The sequence below is a fragment of the Massilia sp. LjRoot122 genome, assembly GCF_964252725.1.
Taxonomy (GTDB): domain Bacteria; phylum Pseudomonadota; class Gammaproteobacteria; order Burkholderiales; family Burkholderiaceae_D; genus Telluria.
Genome location: NZ_CAXUPB020000001.1, coordinates 1356556 through 1371975, shown reverse-complemented (window position 1 = coordinate 1371975; position 15420 = coordinate 1356556). Strand labels below are relative to the sequence as shown.

Below are 15420 nucleotides of genomic sequence, written 5' to 3'. Positions count from 1 at the left end.
CTGTACAGCACACTAAGTCTTTCCGTAGGCATAACGAGAGCACAATGAAACTCTTTACCAAGAAGCGGGTGGCGATTGCCGCCGCGGTGGTCGTGGTGGGCGGCGCCGCTGCCTTCTGGCTGGTCCCGAAGGGCGAACCCAAGATTCCGCCGTCGAAGTACCGTAGCGCGGCGGTCGACACGGGCGCCATCAACCAGACCGTCACCGCCACCGGCACCATCAACCCGGTGGCGCTGGTGAACGTCGGCTCGCAGGTGTCGGGCACCGTGGTCGAACTGAATGCCGACTTCAACGACCGCGTGACCAAGGGCCAGGTGCTGCTCAAGCTCGACCCGACCATCTTCAATGCCCAGATCCGCCAGTTCGAGGCCAGCAAGGCCTCGGCCCTGGCCAACCTCAGGCTGGCCGAGGCCAACTACCAGCGCAACCAGCAGCTGGTGGCGCAAAGTTTCGTGTCCAGCACCGCGCTCGACGGGTCGCGCCGCGAGATGGACGTCGCCCGCGCGAACGTGCAGCTGTCCCAGGCCCAGCTCGACCGCGCAAGGGCGGACCTGAACAACAGCGTGATCCGCTCGCCGATCGACGGCGTGATCATCAAGCGCACCATCGACCTGGGCCAGACCGTGGCGGCTTCGTTCAACACGCCTAACCTGTTCCAGATCGCGCGCGACCTGACCAAGATGCAGATCGACACCAGCGTCTCGGAAGCCGACGTCGGCGCCCTGCGCGACGGCTTGCCGGCACGCTTCGTGGTCGATGCCTATCCGGACCGCGAATTCCACGCCACCATGCGCCAGTTCCGCCTGGCCGCCAACGTGGTGCAGAACGTCGTCACCTACAACGTGGTGCTCGACGTCGACAACAAGGACGAGATGCTGAAGCCCGGCATGACGGCCCAGGTGCGCCTGGTGGTAGCCAACCGCCCGAACGTGCTGCGCATCCCGACCACCGCCCTGCGCTTCCAGCTGCCCGAAGAAGAACAGGAAAAGCTGCGCAAGAAGGAGAAAGCCAAGCCCGAGCTCAAGCAGGCGGCCCTCAAGCCGGCCCTCGACGATGACGTGGCCTTCCGCAGCGCCAACGAGACGGCGCGCATGTTCAAGGTCTACCGCCTGGATGCGAAGAACGAGCCGCAGCCGGTCGATATCCGGGTCGGCCTGTCGAACTTCCGCTATACCGAAGTGCTGGGCGGCGGCCTGAAGGCGGGTGACCAGGTCGTCACGCGTGCCCTGGCGAAACCTGAAGAAGGCCTATGAGCATGCTGATCGATATCCGCGGCGTCACCAAGACCTATGTGAGCGGCAGCGTCGAGACCCGGGTACTCCACGGGATCGACCTGCAGGTGGCGCGCGGCGACTTCCTCTCCATCATGGGCCAGTCCGGCTCGGGCAAGTCGACCCTGATGAACATCCTCGGCTGTCTCGACCAGGCCACCGGCGGCACTTACCTGCTCGACGGCGCCGACACCCTGTCGCTGTCGCGCGCCCAGCTGGCCGATATCCGCAACCGCGCCATCGGTTTCGTGTTCCAGAGCTTCAACCTGATCAAGCGCATGAGCGTGGCCGAGAACGTGGCCCTGCCGCTGATCTATGCGGGCGTCAGCCGCGGCAAGGCGCACACGCGCGCGCTGCAGGAACTCGAACGCGTCGGCCTGGGCGGCCTGGCCAAACGCACGCCGAACCAGCTGTCGGGCGGCCAGCAGCAGCGCGTGGCGATCGCCCGCGCCCTGGCCACCGATCCGCCGCTGCTGCTGGCCGACGAACCGACCGGCAACCTCGACACGCACACCAGCGACGACATCATGAACAGTTTCCGTGAACTCAACAAGGAGCGCGGCATCACCATCGTGCTCGTCACCCACGAGGCCGACGTCGCGGCCTACAGCCGCCGCCTGGTGCGCCTGAAGGACGGGGAGGTAATGTACGACGGACCGTCCGCCGAGGGCTTGCGCCAGCTGAACACCAATCCGCACGCAAACCCGGCGGAGGCGCTGGCATGAACTTCGTCCAGGTATTGATCGAAGCCTTCCGCTCGATGGCGGCCAACCGCCTGCGCACCGCGCTGACCATGCTCGGCATCGTCATCGGCATCGCCTCGGTGGTCCTGCTGCTCGCGATCGGCGACAGCATGCAGCGCTTCATCGGCAAGGAACTGCAGCAGCTGGGCACCAACATGATCTACGTGTTCCCGGGCGGCGACCGTACCTCCGAGCGCCGCGCGCGCGCCGGCGCGATACAGTCGATCACCCTTGCCGATGCAGAGGCCCTGAACCGGCTGCCAAGCCTGGTCGGCGCGGCGCCCGCCCTGCAGGGCGGCTTCAAGCTGAGCGCTGGCAACGAGACCGCGAACAGCACCGTGCATGGCGTCACCCCGGCCATGTTCAAGATCCGCAACTGGAAACTCGAAGCGGGCACCACCTTCAGCGAAGCCGACATGCGTTCGTCGGCACGCATGGTGGTCATCGGGCAGAAGGTGGCAGACCAGTTCTTCTACAAGACCGATCCGCTCGGCCGCTACATCCGTATCGAGAACGTCGCCTTCCAGGTGATCGGCGTGCTGGCCGGCGAAGGCAAGCAGATCGACGGCGGAAACATCGCGGACATGGTACTGGTGCCCGGCACGGCGGCCAGCGCGAACCTGATCCGCACGCCTTTCCCCCAGAACGCCCACTATATCGCCGCGCAGGGCCGGCCGGACATGTCGCTCGATGAAGCGGTGGAGGACATCAAGGAAACCCTGCGCGTCCGTCACCGCATCCGTCCCGGCGATCCGGACGACTTCCGGGTAGAGAACATCGCCTCGTTCGCGGAGACCGCCGAAAAGATCAGCGCGGGCGTGGCCCTGCTGCTCGGCCTGATCGGTGCGATCTCGCTGCTGGTGGGCGGGATCGGCATCATGAACATCATGCTGGTGTCGGTCACCGAACGCACCCGCGAGATCGGCATCCGCATGGCCATCGGCGCCCGGCCGCGCGCGGTGCTGCTGCAGTTCCTGGCCGAGTCGGTGGTGATCTGCGTGGCCGGCGGCCTGGTGGGAGTGGCGATCGCCGCCGGCGGTGCGGCGGCGATCACGTCGACCGGCGAGTTCGACGTCTTCCTCACTTTCCAGGGCGTGCTGGTGGCCTGCGGCTTCGCGACGGCGGTCGGCGTCTTCTTCGGCTTCTATCCGGCGCGCCGGGCGTCACGCCTGCTGCCGGTGGATTGCCTGCGCTATGAGTGAGCCGCGCTTGCGCCGGGCCTGCAGCGCCGACATCCCGGCGATGTCGGCGATCCGCCTGTCGGTCCGCGAGAACGTGCTGTCCGACCCGTCCCGCGTGACCCTGCAGATGTACGAGGATTATCTCGAGAAGGATGGGCGGGGCTGGGTGGCGGAAGTCGACGGCGCGGTTGCCGCCTTCTGCTATGCGGACCGGCACGCTGCGTCGATCTGGGCGCTGTTCGTCAGCCCGGGATTCGAAGGACGGGGACTCGGCAAGGCCCTGCTCGCGCTGGCGGTCGACTGGCTGTTCGAACTCGGGCACGCGCGCGTCAGGCTTGGCACGACACCGGCCACCCGGGCCGACCGGTTTTATCAGGCCCAGGGCTGGACCAGGATGCCGGGCCAGGGCGCCGAGGTCGAATTCCTTTTAGCCAGGCGAGACGACATACGATGAACATGCGCTCCCGTGCCGTATTTGCTGCCTTCCTGGCCTTTCCGGCTGCGTGCGCCTCCGCCCAGGATGCCCGCACGCCGGTGCTGAAAGAGCTGCCGCCGGTGAAGGTCCACCGCAAGACCAATCCCGGCGACCTGCCCTACAAGGACTTCCTCTACATCCAGAACTATGTGCAGTCGCTCCTGCCTGAACGGCGGCGAGCCATCGACGTGCGGCTCCGGGTGAATTTTGCCAGCGACAAGGGGCCGGACTACGATCGCTTCGATCCCAAGTCCTGGGCGGTCGCCATCGTCGGCGACACGACCGACCACGTCGTTCCGGTCACCCGCGGCGGTTATTTCCTGCTGCCCGAGCTGCGCGAGGCCGTGCACGAAAATGCGACCCTCATGTTCAACACCCCGACCAGGGAGGGACGCGTCGCCCTGGAATGGAAACTGCGGGTCGGCGAGCGGCAGGCCATCTCCTATGCCACGTTTGCACAGGCGATGAGCGAGGTCAGGTCGGTACAGCGCAAGATCCCGTTCAACCGGAATGGCCTGCGTGAAGTCCGCATGGTCGAATACGACGGACTCAGGGCATGTTTCCGGACGAACGAGGGGCACATCGAGATCGGCGGGCACGCGGCCAAGACCGAGACCGATGGCGCCTGCCGGGTGCTGAAGTTCGATCCCGCCACGGCGAATGCCGGGCCAGCCGAGATCAGCTTTGTCGGCCCGCTCGAGATCGTCACCCTGAGCAGAGGCGGTATCTGAGAAGCTTCCTCAGGCCAGCATCGGCCTGAGCGGCGGACTTGCGGCAAGCCGCGCCGCAACGCCAGCCGGCGCACCCTCCTGCCCTGCCTCGGTGCGGAACGCGGCAACCGCCGTATTCAGCATGGCCGCCTGCTCCTTCATCGCTTCGGCCGCGGCGGCCGCTTCTTCCACCAGCGCGGCGTTCTGCTGCGTCGCATGGTCCATCTCCACCACGGCCTGGTTGATCTGCTCGATGCCGGCCGTCTGTTCCTGGCTGGCCGAGGTGATCTCGCCCATGATGTCGGTCACGCGGCGCACGCTGTCGACGATCTCCTGCATCGTGGCGCCGGCTTCGGCCACCAGCTTGCCGCCGCTCGCGACCTTCTCGGACGAGTCGTGGATCAGGCCCTTGATTTCCTTGGCCGCCGCCGCCGAACGCTGGGCCAGGTTGCGCACTTCGCTCGCCACCACGGCGAAGCCGCGTCCCTGCTCGCCCGCACGTGCCGCTTCCACGGCGGCGTTCAGCGCCAGGATATTGGTCTGGAAGGCGATGCCGTCGATGACGCCGATGATGTCGCTGATCTTGCCGGACGACGCATCGATGTCGGACATGGTGCCGACCACCTGGCCGATCACGGCGCCGCCGCGTTGCGCCACCTGCGAGGCCGCTTCGGCCAGCACCTTGGCCTGGCGGGCGTTGTCGGCGTTCTGCTTGACGGTCGAGGTCAGCTCTTCCATCGAGGAGGCGGTCTCTTCCAGCGAGCCGGCCTGCTGTTCGGTACGTGCCGACAGGTCCTGGTTGCCAGCTGCGATCTCGTCGCTGCTGCGCGAAATCGCATCGCCGCGCGAACGTACTTCATGGACGATCTTTGCCAGTCCTGCGCGCATATTGCCCAGGGCGAGCAACAGTGTGCCGATCTCGTCGGACGAGGTGGAGCGGATGCGCGCGCTCAGGTCGCCGACCGCCACGGCTTCGGCGAATTCGGTGGCACGCGCGAGAGGACGGGTAATGCTGCGGGTGACCAGCACCGCCAACACGCCACCGATCAGCAAGGCGGCCAGCGTGATCGCGAGCACCACCGTTTTGGAGGCCTTGAGCACCGCATCGACTTCGTCGCTAGCCCGGTCCAGTTCGGAGTCGATACTCTTGATGACGACGTCCAGGTCGGCGACGATCTGCCGGCGCAGCGGGCTGCAATCGTTCACCAGGAAGGTTCCGAACTCCGCCATCTGGTTCGCCTGGCGGAATTGCCGGGGCCGTTCAAGTGCCTGCGCCATCGCCTTGAGGCCGGCACTCGCCTTGTCGAAATCGGCACGTCCCTTCAGGAGCGGCTCGAGCTGCTGCAGGCGTTCCAGATAGAGCGCCTTTTGCTGGTCGAGCAGCTCGAGTTCGCGGAGCGCGTCTTCATTGCGCTCATAGATGAAGGCATTGCGCGCCGCCAGGCCGGTCTGGCCCAGGGCCTCCCGCAGCTCGTACAGGCGGGCGACTTCGGTGGTGCGGATACGCTTTTCTTCGGCGATCACGTGGGCGGTGTCATTCATGCGCAGCACGGCAATGACGGCAAGCAGGATGGTCAAGGCGCCGAGCGCTGCGAATGACAGCGCCAGACGCACGCCGATTTTCAGATTTTTTAACATGGAGATGCCGCGCAGCTTGGTTTGTGAGATGAGAAGCAGGTCGACCACGGGCTTGGCGTTGCCACATGGAAATACGCTCATCAATGCTACAGCAGCGCTTGCGATGCAAATCTAGCCGATTATCACAGTGTTGCGCGGAAACAATAGCTAGGATCGACGCATGGCGCGGCGAGCCAGCCAGCGCGCCACGCCACGGTGCAGGTTGTCGGGATTGCGGGGCTCGGAAAGGAAGCTGCCCAGCACCTGCTCGAACATCGGCAGGCTGTCGCGGTATTGCGCTTGCCGCATCGCGTGCGGCTTCTTCAGGTACTTCAGCACGAAATAATCGGCCAACAGATCGCCTTGCGCTTCCATGTTGTAGTCTGCCAGCGTCGTTCCCGCGCGCAGGGCATAAGCATAAGGCAGGCCGAGCCGGATGGCCCCGCGCAAGCGCACCGGATAGCCCAGCTGGTGCTGCCAGACATGCACCATCTCATGGATGAACCAGTGGATCGCAGTCGGATCCCCACGCGTGTAATCGGGAAGAAAACAGGACCGATGAAAGTACATGCTGCCGTTCGGCGTCATGCAGCAGTTCTTCGGCTGGAAAGGCATGTAGCGCCGGCCGTGAATACGGACGCGGCTGTAGTCGATGGCGTCGCGGAACAGCAGCGACGCCATCGCGATCTCGTTCCCGGTCAGGGGCCGGGAACGAGGGCGTTTCATGGAAGACTCAGGCAGCACGCAGCGCGGCCGCCGCCTTTGCCAGCTCGGTGATCCCGGCCCAGTCGCCGGCGGCGATCAGGTCCTTCGGCGTCAGCCAGGAACCGCCCACGCAGGCCACGTTCTTACAGGCCAGGAACTTCGGCGCGGTCTCGATCGAGATGCCGCCGGTCGGGCAGAAGGTCACGTCCGGCAGCGGACCGGCGATCGCGTTCAGCATGCCGACGCCGCCCGCCGGCACCGCCGGGAACAGTTTCAGCTGCTTGAAGCCGTGCTCGCGCGCGGACATCACTTCGGACGGGGTCATCACGCCCGGCAGCAGCGGCAGGCCGCTCTTCTTCGCCGCTTCGATCATGGTGGCGGTCAAGCCAGGCGAGACGCCGAACACGGCGCCCGCATCGCGCGAAGCTGCGAACTCGTGCGGCTGGGTCAGGGTGCCGACGCCGACGATCGCGCCTTCGACGCCGCTCATGTCGCGGATCGCCTGCAGGCCATGCTCGGTCCGCAGCGTCACTTCCAGCACGCGGATGCCGCCCGCCACCAGGGCCTTCGCCAGCGGGACGGCGTGGGCCGGGTCGTCGATGGCGATGACGGGGATCACGCTCGCCGAGCGCATGATTTCAAGTAAAGTCATTTCTGCGTCCTAAAGAGAAAGTCTTCGTCGGAACCGGGTTGCACTTCATCGGTCTGGATGCCGTCGTGCAGCGGTACGGTGGTGTCAATCGGCGAGGGCAAGGGGAAGGTTGCCGCCCCCTGCTCCGCCGGGCTGGAATGGGAGCGGAACATCGCGAACAGTTCGCGTCCCATGCCGATGTGGCTCTTCGACAGGTCGGCGGTCGCCATGCTGCGCGACGCCCACACCTCGTCCGGCACCAGGGCTTCGAGCGAGCCGGTGGTGGCGTCGACGCGGATGATGTCGCCCTCGCGCACCAGGCCGAGCGGGCCGCCGGCCAGGATCTCGGGCGACACGTGGATCGCCGCCGGCACCTTGCCCGAGGCGCCCGACATGCGGCCGTCGGTGACCATCGCCACCTTGAAGCCCGCATCCTGCAGGTTCGACAGCGCCGGAGTCAGCGCATGCAGTTCCGGCATGCCGTTGGCGCGCGGACCCTGGAAGCGGATCACGGCCACGAAGTCGCGGTTCAGCAGGCCGTCCTTGTAGCGCTGCATGAAGTCTTCCTGGGAGTCGAAGGTCAGTGCCGGCGCCTCGATCACGTGGTACTCGGACTTGACCGCCGAGATCTTCATCACGGCGCGGCCCAGGTTGCCCTGCACCAGCACCATGCCGCCATTGTTGGAGAACGGGTTGCTGGCCGGGCGCAGTACGGCTTCGTCGCCGCTTTGCGCAGGCGCGTCGCGGAACACGACCTTGCCGTCCTCGCCCAGGAAAGGCTCCTTGCAGTGCGCGCGCAGGCCGTGGCCGAGGATGGTATTGACGTCCTCGTGCGCCAGGCCGGCATCCAGCAGTTCGCGGATCACGAAGCCCGGGCCGCCGGCGGCCTGGAAGTGGTTCACGTCGGCTTCGCCGTTCGGGTAGATGCGGGTCAGCGAGGGCACCACTTTCGACAGCTCGTCGAAATCGTTCCAGTCGACCACGATGCCCGCCGCGCGCGCGATCGCGATGATGTGCAGGGTGTGGTTGGTCGAGCCGCCGGTCGCGTGCAGCGCGACGATGGCGTTGACGATGCTCTTCTCGTCGACGATGCGGCCGATCGGCATGTAGTTGCTGCCCTGCTGGGAGATCGCGACCGCCTGGTGGCTTGCTGCGCGGGTCAGTGCGTCGCGCAGCGGCGTGCCCGGGGTGATGAAGGCGGAACCCGGCATGTGCAGGCCCATCATCTCCATCAGCATCTGGTTGCTGTTGGCGGTGCCGTAGAAGGTGCAGGTGCCGGCGCCGTGGTAGGAGGCGGATTCGCCTTCCAGCAGTTCCTCGCGGGTGGCTTCGCCCTTGGCGTAGCGCTGGCGGATCGCCGCCTTCTGCTTGTTCGAGATACCGGTGGTCATCGGGCCGCCCGGCACGAAGATGCCCGGGATGTGGCCGAAGTGCAGCGCGCCGATCAGCAGGCCCGGCACGATCTTGTCGCAGATGCCCAGGTACAGGGCCGAGTCGAACATATTGTGCGACATCGCGACCGCGGTCGCCATGGCGATGGTGTCGCGCGAGAACAGCGACAGCTCCATGCCCGGCTGGCCTTGGGTCACGCCGTCGCACATGGCCGGCACGCCGCCCGCGAACTGGGCCACGGCGTCGACTTCACGCACGGCTTCCTTGATCAGCTGCGGGAAGGTTTCGAAGGGCTGGTGGGCCGACAGCATGTCGTTGTAGGAAGAAACGATCGCCACCGACGGCTTCTTGTATTCCTTCAGCTTGAGCTTGTCGTTGGCCGGGAAGGCGGCGAAGCCGTGCGCGAGGTTGGTGCACGACAGCGAGCCGCGCTGCACGCCCTGCACGCGGGCGGCTTCGAGGTGAGCGAGGTAGGCCGCACGCGAGGGACGGCTTCGCTTGATGATCCGGTTCGTTACCTGTTCGACTACGGGGTGCAGCGCCATGATCGTTCCTTCGTAAATTAGCTATCTGAAATTTTACTACAGAATTGTGCAGAGTGCAGGGAGGTGGCGTTGGCGCCCAAGCCTGACATTGTACAACCAGCGGAAGGGGCAGCTTTTCGTAGGGTGGGCGGGTCTCCCGCCCGCGCGTTCAAACCCTCGGTGCGGATCGGCACAGCATATCGAATACGCAAGAGCCGGTTGAACGCGCGGACGGGAAACCCGTCCACCCTACAAAAGCGACATCATTTTATGTAGTGAATTTACGACCGCATCCTGTATTATTCGATAATCTGCTATTGACAACATTGTGCCATTTACACCGACCCCATGCGTACGCCATCCTTGACCAGCACCGCCAGCTTCCAGGCCCTCGAAAACCATGCCCTCCAGGCCGAAGACTGGGAGATGCGCAGCCTCTTCGCCGCCGATCCACAGCGCTTCGAGCGCATGTCGCTCGAAGCCGCGGGGCTGTTCCTAGACTATTCAAAAAATCGCCTCGACGGGCGCACGCTTGAACTGCTGGCGGCGCTGGCGCGCGAGCGCGGCGTCGAGACGCAGCGCGACGCCATGTTTGCCGGCGAACGCATCAACAATACCGAGAACCGCGCCGTCCTGCACACCGCCCTGCGCGCCCCGCGCGGCATGGTGCTCAGCGTCGACGGCCAGGACGTGAATGCCGACGTCCACGCCGTGCTCGACCGCGTCAAGAGCTTCACCGATGCGGTGCGCAGCGGCGAGTGGCTGGGCCACACCGGCAAGCCGATCACGGACATCGTCAACATCGGCATCGGCGGTTCCGACCTCGGCCCGAAGATGGTCGTGCTGGCCCTGCGCCACTACGCCCATCCGCGTCTGCGCACGCACTTCGTGTCGAACGTCGACGGCCACGACATGGACGCAGCCCTGTCCCAGGTCGATCCGGAAACCACGCTCTTCATCGTCGCCTCCAAGACCTTCACCACCGCCGAGACCATGATGAACGCGCAGACCGCGCGCAGCTGGTTCCTGAACCATGCACCGGAAGCGGCCTTGGCGAAGCACTTCGTCGCCGTCTCGACGAATACCGAGGCAATTAAAGCGTTCGGCATCGACCCGGCCAACATGTTCCCGTTCTGGGACTGGGTCGGCGGCCGTTACTCGGTGTGGTCGGCGATCGGCCTGTCGGTGGCGCTGGCGGTCGGCTTCGGCTACTTCAGCGATTTCCTGGCCGGCGCCCACGAGATGGACGAGCACTTCCGCACGTCTCCGGTCGAGCAGAACATGCCGATGCTGCTGGCCCTGGTCGGCTTTTGGAACCGCGAGTTCCTGGATGCCCACTCGGTCACGATCGCGCCCTACCACCAGGACCTGAACCGCTTCCCGGCCTACCTGCAGCAGCTCGACATGGAAAGCAACGGCAAGTGCGTCACCCGCGACGGCGACCCGGTCGACACCCCGACCTGCCCGGCGATCTGGGGCGAGCCGGGCACCAACGGCCAGCACGCCTATTTCCAGCTGCTGCACCAGGGCACCGACCTGACCCCGATCGACTTCATCGCCGCCCTGCGTCCTGCGCACGAAATGGAGCACCACCACACCGCCCTGCTGGCCAACTGCTTCGCGCAGTCGGAAGCCTTCATGAAGGGCAAGACCATCGACGAGGTCCGTGCCGACCTGCAGGCGCAGGGACTGTCGCCCGAAGAAGTCGAGCGCCTGGCGCCGCACAAGACCTTCCCGGGCAACCGCCCGAGCAACACCATCCTGATGGAGCGCCTGACGCCGTCCACCCTGGGCGCCCTGATCGCGCTGTACGAACACAAGACCTTCGTGCAGGGCGTGATCTGGAACGTCAACAGTTTCGACCAGTGGGGCGTTGAGCTGGGCAAGGTGCTGGCGAAGAAGATCGAAGCCGAGCTGGCGGGCGAGCCGCAGCCGGCCAATCACGACAGCTCCACCAACGGCCTGATCGCCCGCGCCAAGGCCGCCGTCTGAACCTGAACCACACGCAATCACATGGCAATGGATAAATTCGAAGTGGTGCACGACGCGCCGATGCTCGTCGGCGAAGCAGCAACCTGGCACGAAGTCGAGTCGGCGCTGTACTGGGTCGACATCAACGGGCACACGGTCAACCGCGTGCACCCGGCCAGCGGCAAGTATTCGTACTGGAAGATGGGCTCCGAGCCCTCGGCGCTGGCCATCGACGGCGACAACAACCTGGTGGTATCAACGCGCACGGGCCTGATCTGCCTGAATACCACCAGCGGCAAGGAAACCCCGATCGCCGACGCGCCTTACGACACGTCCATCGTCCGCTTCAACGACGGTCGCGTGGACCCGGCGGGCCGCTTCTGGATCGGCACCATGTACGAGCCGCGCGACAAGCCGGCCGCCGAGATGTACGTGCTCGAGCAGGGCCAGCTGCGACGCGCCTGGTCGGGCGGCATGACCAACTCGAACGGCCTGGCCTGGAGCCTGGACGGCCGCACGATGTTCCATGCCGACACCACCACGCACCGGATCGACTGCTACGACTACGATCCCGCGACCGGCGTCCATTCCAATGGGCGCACGATCAAGACCTTCTCGACCGACAAGTCGGCCCCGGACTACGGCGGCCGCCCGGACGGCGCCACCGTCGACAGCGAAGGCGCCTACTGGGTCGCGATGTTCGAAGGCGGGCGCGTGCTGCGGATGTCCCCAAGCGGCGAAATCCTGCGCGAGATCCTGCTGCCGGTGCGCTGCCCGACCTCGGTCGCCTTCGGCGGCTCGGACCTGCGCACGCTCTACATCACCAGCGCCAGCCACGGCCGCTCGGCCGAAGAGCTGGCGCAGTATCCGCTCAGCGGCAAGCTGCTGGCTATCCGCGTCGACGTCGCCGGGCGCGAAGAGCCGGAGTACCTGCATCACCGTTGACGCTTGCACGGGGCCGGCACTGCCGGCCCCGTGCAAGCGGGCAATTCCGTAGTAGATTTTCTTGCTAAGCGAATAATCGTGTAGTAAATTTACACAAACGCTTACCCTCCTCTTTCAGATATCCCATGGCCCTTTCCGATTTCGACCTCGTTTTCTTTGGCGGCAGCGGCGACCTTGCGATGCGCAAGCTGCTCCCTGCAATGTATGCGCGCGACGTCTGCCACGACCTGCCGGACACAGCACGCATCATCTGCGTGGGCCGCGACGACTTCACGCAGGAAGACTTCCTTGCGTTTATCGAGAAGAATTCGAAGCCGCACATCAAGGAGGCGCCCGCCAGCGACACCTGGGCGCGCTTCCTGAAGCGCATCGTTTACGTGTCGCTGAACGCCACCGACGTCTCCAGCTTCGGCCCGCTGGCCGCGGCCCTGCGCCAGGACGAGGGACTGACCCGCGTCTACTACCTCGCGACTCCGCCGCATTTGTTCGCGACCATCTGCGACAACCTGGCCGAAACGAAGCTGGTGACGCCAAGCTCGCGCGTGGTGCTTGAAAAGCCGCTGGGGCGCGACCTGGCCTCGGCCAAGCAGATCAACCTGGATGTCGGCAAGGTGTTCGCCGAATCGCAGATCTACCGGATCGACCACTACCTGGGCAAGGAGACCGTGCAGAACCTGCTGGCCCTGCGCTTCGGGAACATCCTGTTCGAGCCGCTGTGGCGCCGCGAATGGATCTCGGACGTGCAGATCACCATCGCCGAGAAGATCGGCGTCGGCAACCGCCTGGGCTACTACGACACCTCGGGCGCCCTGCGCGACATGCTGCAGAACCACCTGCTGCAGCTGCTGTGCATCGTGGCGATGGAACCGCCGACCTCGATCGCGCCGGACGCCGTGCGCGACGCCAAGCTGCAGGTATTGAGGTCTTTGAAGCGCTTCACCCCGACCACCCTGGCGCAAAACATCGTGCGCGGCCAGTACCGCTCCGGCCACATCGACGGCCAGGCCGTGCCGGGCTACCGCGAAGAACCTGAGGCGCCGAAGGGTTCGAAGACCGAGACCTTCGTCGCGATGAAGGCCGAGATCGACACTTGGCGCTGGGCCGGCGTGCCCTTCTACCTGCGCACCGGCAAGCGCATGGCCGACCGCCTGGCCGAAATCGTGGTGCGCTTCAAGCAGATCCCGCATTCGATCTTCAACCAGCCGACGTCCAGCTTCCAGCCGAACAGCCTGGTGATCCGCCTGCAGCCGGACGAAGGCCTGTCGATGAACCTGATGGCCAAGACCCCGGGCGATTCGATGCGCCTGAAGCAGGCCGAGCTCGAACTCGACTTCCGCGAACAGTTCACCAGCCCGCGCATGGAAGCCTACGAACGCCTGCTGGTGGACGTGCTGCGCGGCCAGCTGACCCTGTTCATGCGCGGCGACGAGCTGGAAGCGGCCTGGGAATGGGTCGAGCCGATCCTGCAGCACTGGGAACAGAACGACAACGCACCGGTGCCCTATACCTCGGGCACCTGGGGCCCCGCCGCCGCGAGCGCGCTGATCGGCCGCGACGGGCTGCAGTGGCGCGAAGAAGTGCTGCCGGAAGACTGACCCTTAGGCCATCATGCTGCTCGATTCCATCCGCACCCAGCTCGACTCGCTCTCGAAATCCGAGCGCAAGGTGGCGCTCGCCGTGCTCGCCGCGCCTGCCAATACGGTGAGCCAGAACATCACGGCGCTGGCCAAGAGCGCCCAGGTGTCCGAACCCACCGTGGTGCGCTTCTGCCGCACCCTCGGCTACGACGGCTGGCACGAGTTCAAGCTCAAGCTGGCCCAGGGTCTCGCCCTGGCCCTGCCGGGTGCAAACGAGCAGCCGGCGCCGGACGACCTGGCGGCCGACCTGGTCAATAAAATTTGCAGCCGTTCGATCAACACCCTGCTCGACCTGCGCAACAACCTCAAGCCGGAGCTGGTCCAGAAGGCGCTCGACATCCTGTCTCGCGCCAACAAGATCGAGTTCTACGGCCAGGGCTCGTCGGGCTTCGTGGCGGCGGATGCCCAGCACAAGTTCTTCCGCTCGGGGGTGCCGACGGTGGCGTATACCGATCCGGCGATCCACTCGATCGCGGCGGCCCTGCTGCGCGAGGGCGATGCGGTGGTGGCGATTTCGCAGCGCGGCAACAATCCGGCGCTGACCCGCTCGGCCAAGCTGGCGCGGCGCGGCGGCGCCGACGTGATCGTGCTGGCGCCCTCCGGCACGCCGCTGGCGGACATCGCGACCCTGTTCATCCCGATCGACCTGGTGTTCGCGATCGATCCCTACACGCCGATTTCAGCGCGCCTGGCTTACCTGGTCGTGATCGACGTGCTGGCGGTGGGGCTGGCGCTCAAGCGCGGGCCGGAGTTCCGCAAGAAGATGCAGAACGCGCAGAAGGCGCTGCAGGAGTTTGACATGCAGTTTGATTCCTTCATCGGTTAACTCGACGCATACAAAATTGGGTACCGGCCTTCGCCGGTACGACGGCTCATCGTCAAGTGGTACTCTCAGCACGTCGTTCCGGCGAAGGCCGGAACCCAAGTTCTGGCGGAGCAACCGCAAAGCGTCCAACCCACCACCCGTGTAAAATACCCGGTTTCCATAGTATCCCGGGTCACGCCATGCACATCAATCCCGAACGCAGCTCCCGCCCTGACTACGCCCTGCTGGTGCGCCAGGTCGAAAGCGTCCTCGAAGGCGAACGCAATCTGATGGCGAACGCCGCGCAGTTCTCTGCCCTCGTGTACGACACCCTCGCCGACCTGAACTGGGCCGGCTTCTACTTCACCGTCCCGGCCCGCAAGGGCGACGGCCAGGATCTGCTGGTCGGCCCCTTCCAGGGCAAGCCGGCCTGCGCCCGCATTCCTTTCGGCCGCGGCGTCTGCGGCACCACCGCGGTCGAGCGCAAGACTATCGTGGTGCCGGACGTGCACGCCTTCCCGGGCCATATCGCCTGCGATTCGGCCTCGGCATCCGAGATCGTGATCCCGGTGATCAAGGACGGCGCGCTGCTGGGCGTGTTCGACATCGACAGCCCGGTACTGAACCGCTTCTCGGACGAAGACCGCGCCGGCCTGGAAGGCATGCTCGCCGCCTTCATCGACGGCACCGATTTCTCGTAATCCGTAGGGTGGGCAAGTTCCTTGCCCACGCGTCCAACCGCAGCGTGCACGGCTGCGCAAAAGCTGGTTGAACGCGTGGGCGGGAAACCCGCCCACCCTACGAAAACCAACT

General features: G+C 65.6%; 14 protein-coding genes. 10 read left to right on the top strand and 4 right to left on the bottom strand.

Going from position 1 to position 15420, the window contains the following annotated elements; genetic code table 11:
* The first annotated feature begins 44 nt into the window (after positions 1–44).
* From ACSQ25_RS06005 to ACSQ25_RS05985, 5 genes are read left to right on the top strand one after another with little or no spacing between them, the layout of a single operon-like run.
* A complete protein-coding gene (locus ACSQ25_RS06005) occupies positions 45–1253 on the top strand; it encodes an efflux RND transporter periplasmic adaptor subunit (protein WP_436104799.1) in 1209 nt (402 codons plus the stop codon).
* A complete protein-coding gene (locus ACSQ25_RS06000) occupies positions 1250–1996 on the top strand; it encodes an ABC transporter ATP-binding protein (protein WP_436104798.1) in 747 nt (248 codons plus the stop codon). Before ACSQ25_RS06005 ends, ACSQ25_RS06000 begins: the two co-directional genes overlap by 4 nt.
* Positions 1993–3216 (top strand): ABC transporter permease, encoded by a 1224-nt coding sequence (locus ACSQ25_RS05995; RefSeq protein WP_436104797.1) that lies wholly within the window; start codon positions 1993–1995, stop codon positions 3214–3216. The genes ACSQ25_RS06000 and ACSQ25_RS05995 overlap by 4 nt, the downstream gene beginning before the upstream one ends.
* On the top strand, positions 3209–3649 hold the full coding sequence (locus tag ACSQ25_RS05990; protein ID WP_436104796.1) for a GNAT family N-acetyltransferase: 441 nt from the start codon (positions 3209–3211) through the stop codon (positions 3647–3649). The genes ACSQ25_RS05995 and ACSQ25_RS05990 overlap by 8 nt, the downstream gene beginning before the upstream one ends.
* Positions 3646–4401: a hypothetical protein gene (locus ACSQ25_RS05985; RefSeq protein WP_436104795.1), complete on the top strand. Its 756-nt coding sequence runs from the start codon at positions 3646–3648 to the stop codon at positions 4399–4401. The genes ACSQ25_RS05990 and ACSQ25_RS05985 overlap by 4 nt, the downstream gene beginning before the upstream one ends.
* Before the next feature lie 9 nt (positions 4402–4410).
* Here the strand turns inward: ACSQ25_RS05985 and ACSQ25_RS05980 are convergent, their stop codons facing one another.
* The 4 genes from ACSQ25_RS05980 to edd form a co-directional block, all read right to left on the bottom strand.
* Positions 4411–6099 (bottom strand): methyl-accepting chemotaxis protein, encoded by a 1689-nt coding sequence (locus ACSQ25_RS05980; RefSeq protein WP_436104794.1) that lies wholly within the window; start codon positions 6097–6099, stop codon positions 4411–4413.
* 66 nt (positions 6100–6165) lie between these two features.
* Positions 6166–6678, bottom strand: a complete 513-nt coding sequence (locus tag ACSQ25_RS05975) for a Rhs element Vgr protein (RefSeq protein WP_436104793.1) — start codon at positions 6676–6678, stop codon at positions 6166–6168.
* Positions 6679–6730: 52 nt separating this feature from the next.
* The gene (gene eda / locus ACSQ25_RS05970; protein WP_436104792.1) at positions 6731–7354 is read right to left on the bottom strand and encodes a bifunctional 4-hydroxy-2-oxoglutarate aldolase/2-dehydro-3-deoxy-phosphogluconate aldolase; all 624 of its coding nucleotides are present in this window, start codon (positions 7352–7354) and stop codon (positions 6731–6733) included.
* Complete coding sequence (gene edd, locus ACSQ25_RS05965; protein ID WP_436104791.1) at positions 7351–9270, bottom strand: phosphogluconate dehydratase; 1920 nt, start codon at positions 9268–9270, stop codon at positions 7351–7353. Before edd ends, eda begins: the two co-directional genes overlap by 4 nt.
* Before the next feature lie 327 nt (positions 9271–9597).
* Here edd and pgi point away from each other — a divergent pair, with 327 nt between their 5' ends.
* From pgi to ACSQ25_RS05940, 5 genes are all read left to right on the top strand, one after another.
* Complete coding sequence (pgi, locus tag ACSQ25_RS05960; RefSeq protein ID WP_436104790.1) at positions 9598–11241, top strand: glucose-6-phosphate isomerase; 1644 nt, start codon at positions 9598–9600, stop codon at positions 11239–11241.
* Positions 11242–11262: 21 nt separating this feature from the next.
* Positions 11263–12165 carry an SMP-30/gluconolactonase/LRE family protein gene (locus tag ACSQ25_RS05955; protein ID WP_436104789.1) on the top strand — a complete coding sequence of 301 codons (903 nt, stop codon included), beginning with the start codon at positions 11263–11265 and terminating at the stop codon, positions 12163–12165.
* Between the two features lie 125 nt (positions 12166–12290).
* Positions 12291–13760 (top strand): glucose-6-phosphate dehydrogenase, encoded by a 1470-nt coding sequence (zwf, locus tag ACSQ25_RS05950; RefSeq protein WP_436104788.1) that lies wholly within the window; start codon positions 12291–12293, stop codon positions 13758–13760.
* A 13-nt stretch (positions 13761–13773) separates the two neighbouring features.
* Positions 13774–14628, top strand: coding sequence for an SIS domain-containing protein (locus ACSQ25_RS05945; RefSeq protein ID WP_436104787.1), 855 nt, complete (start codon positions 13774–13776; stop codon positions 14626–14628).
* A 179-nt stretch (positions 14629–14807) separates the two neighbouring features.
* Positions 14808–15308 carry a GAF domain-containing protein gene (locus ACSQ25_RS05940; RefSeq protein ID WP_436104786.1) on the top strand — a complete coding sequence of 167 codons (501 nt, stop codon included), beginning with the start codon at positions 14808–14810 and terminating at the stop codon, positions 15306–15308.
* The last annotated feature ends 112 nt before the right edge of the window (positions 15309–15420 follow it).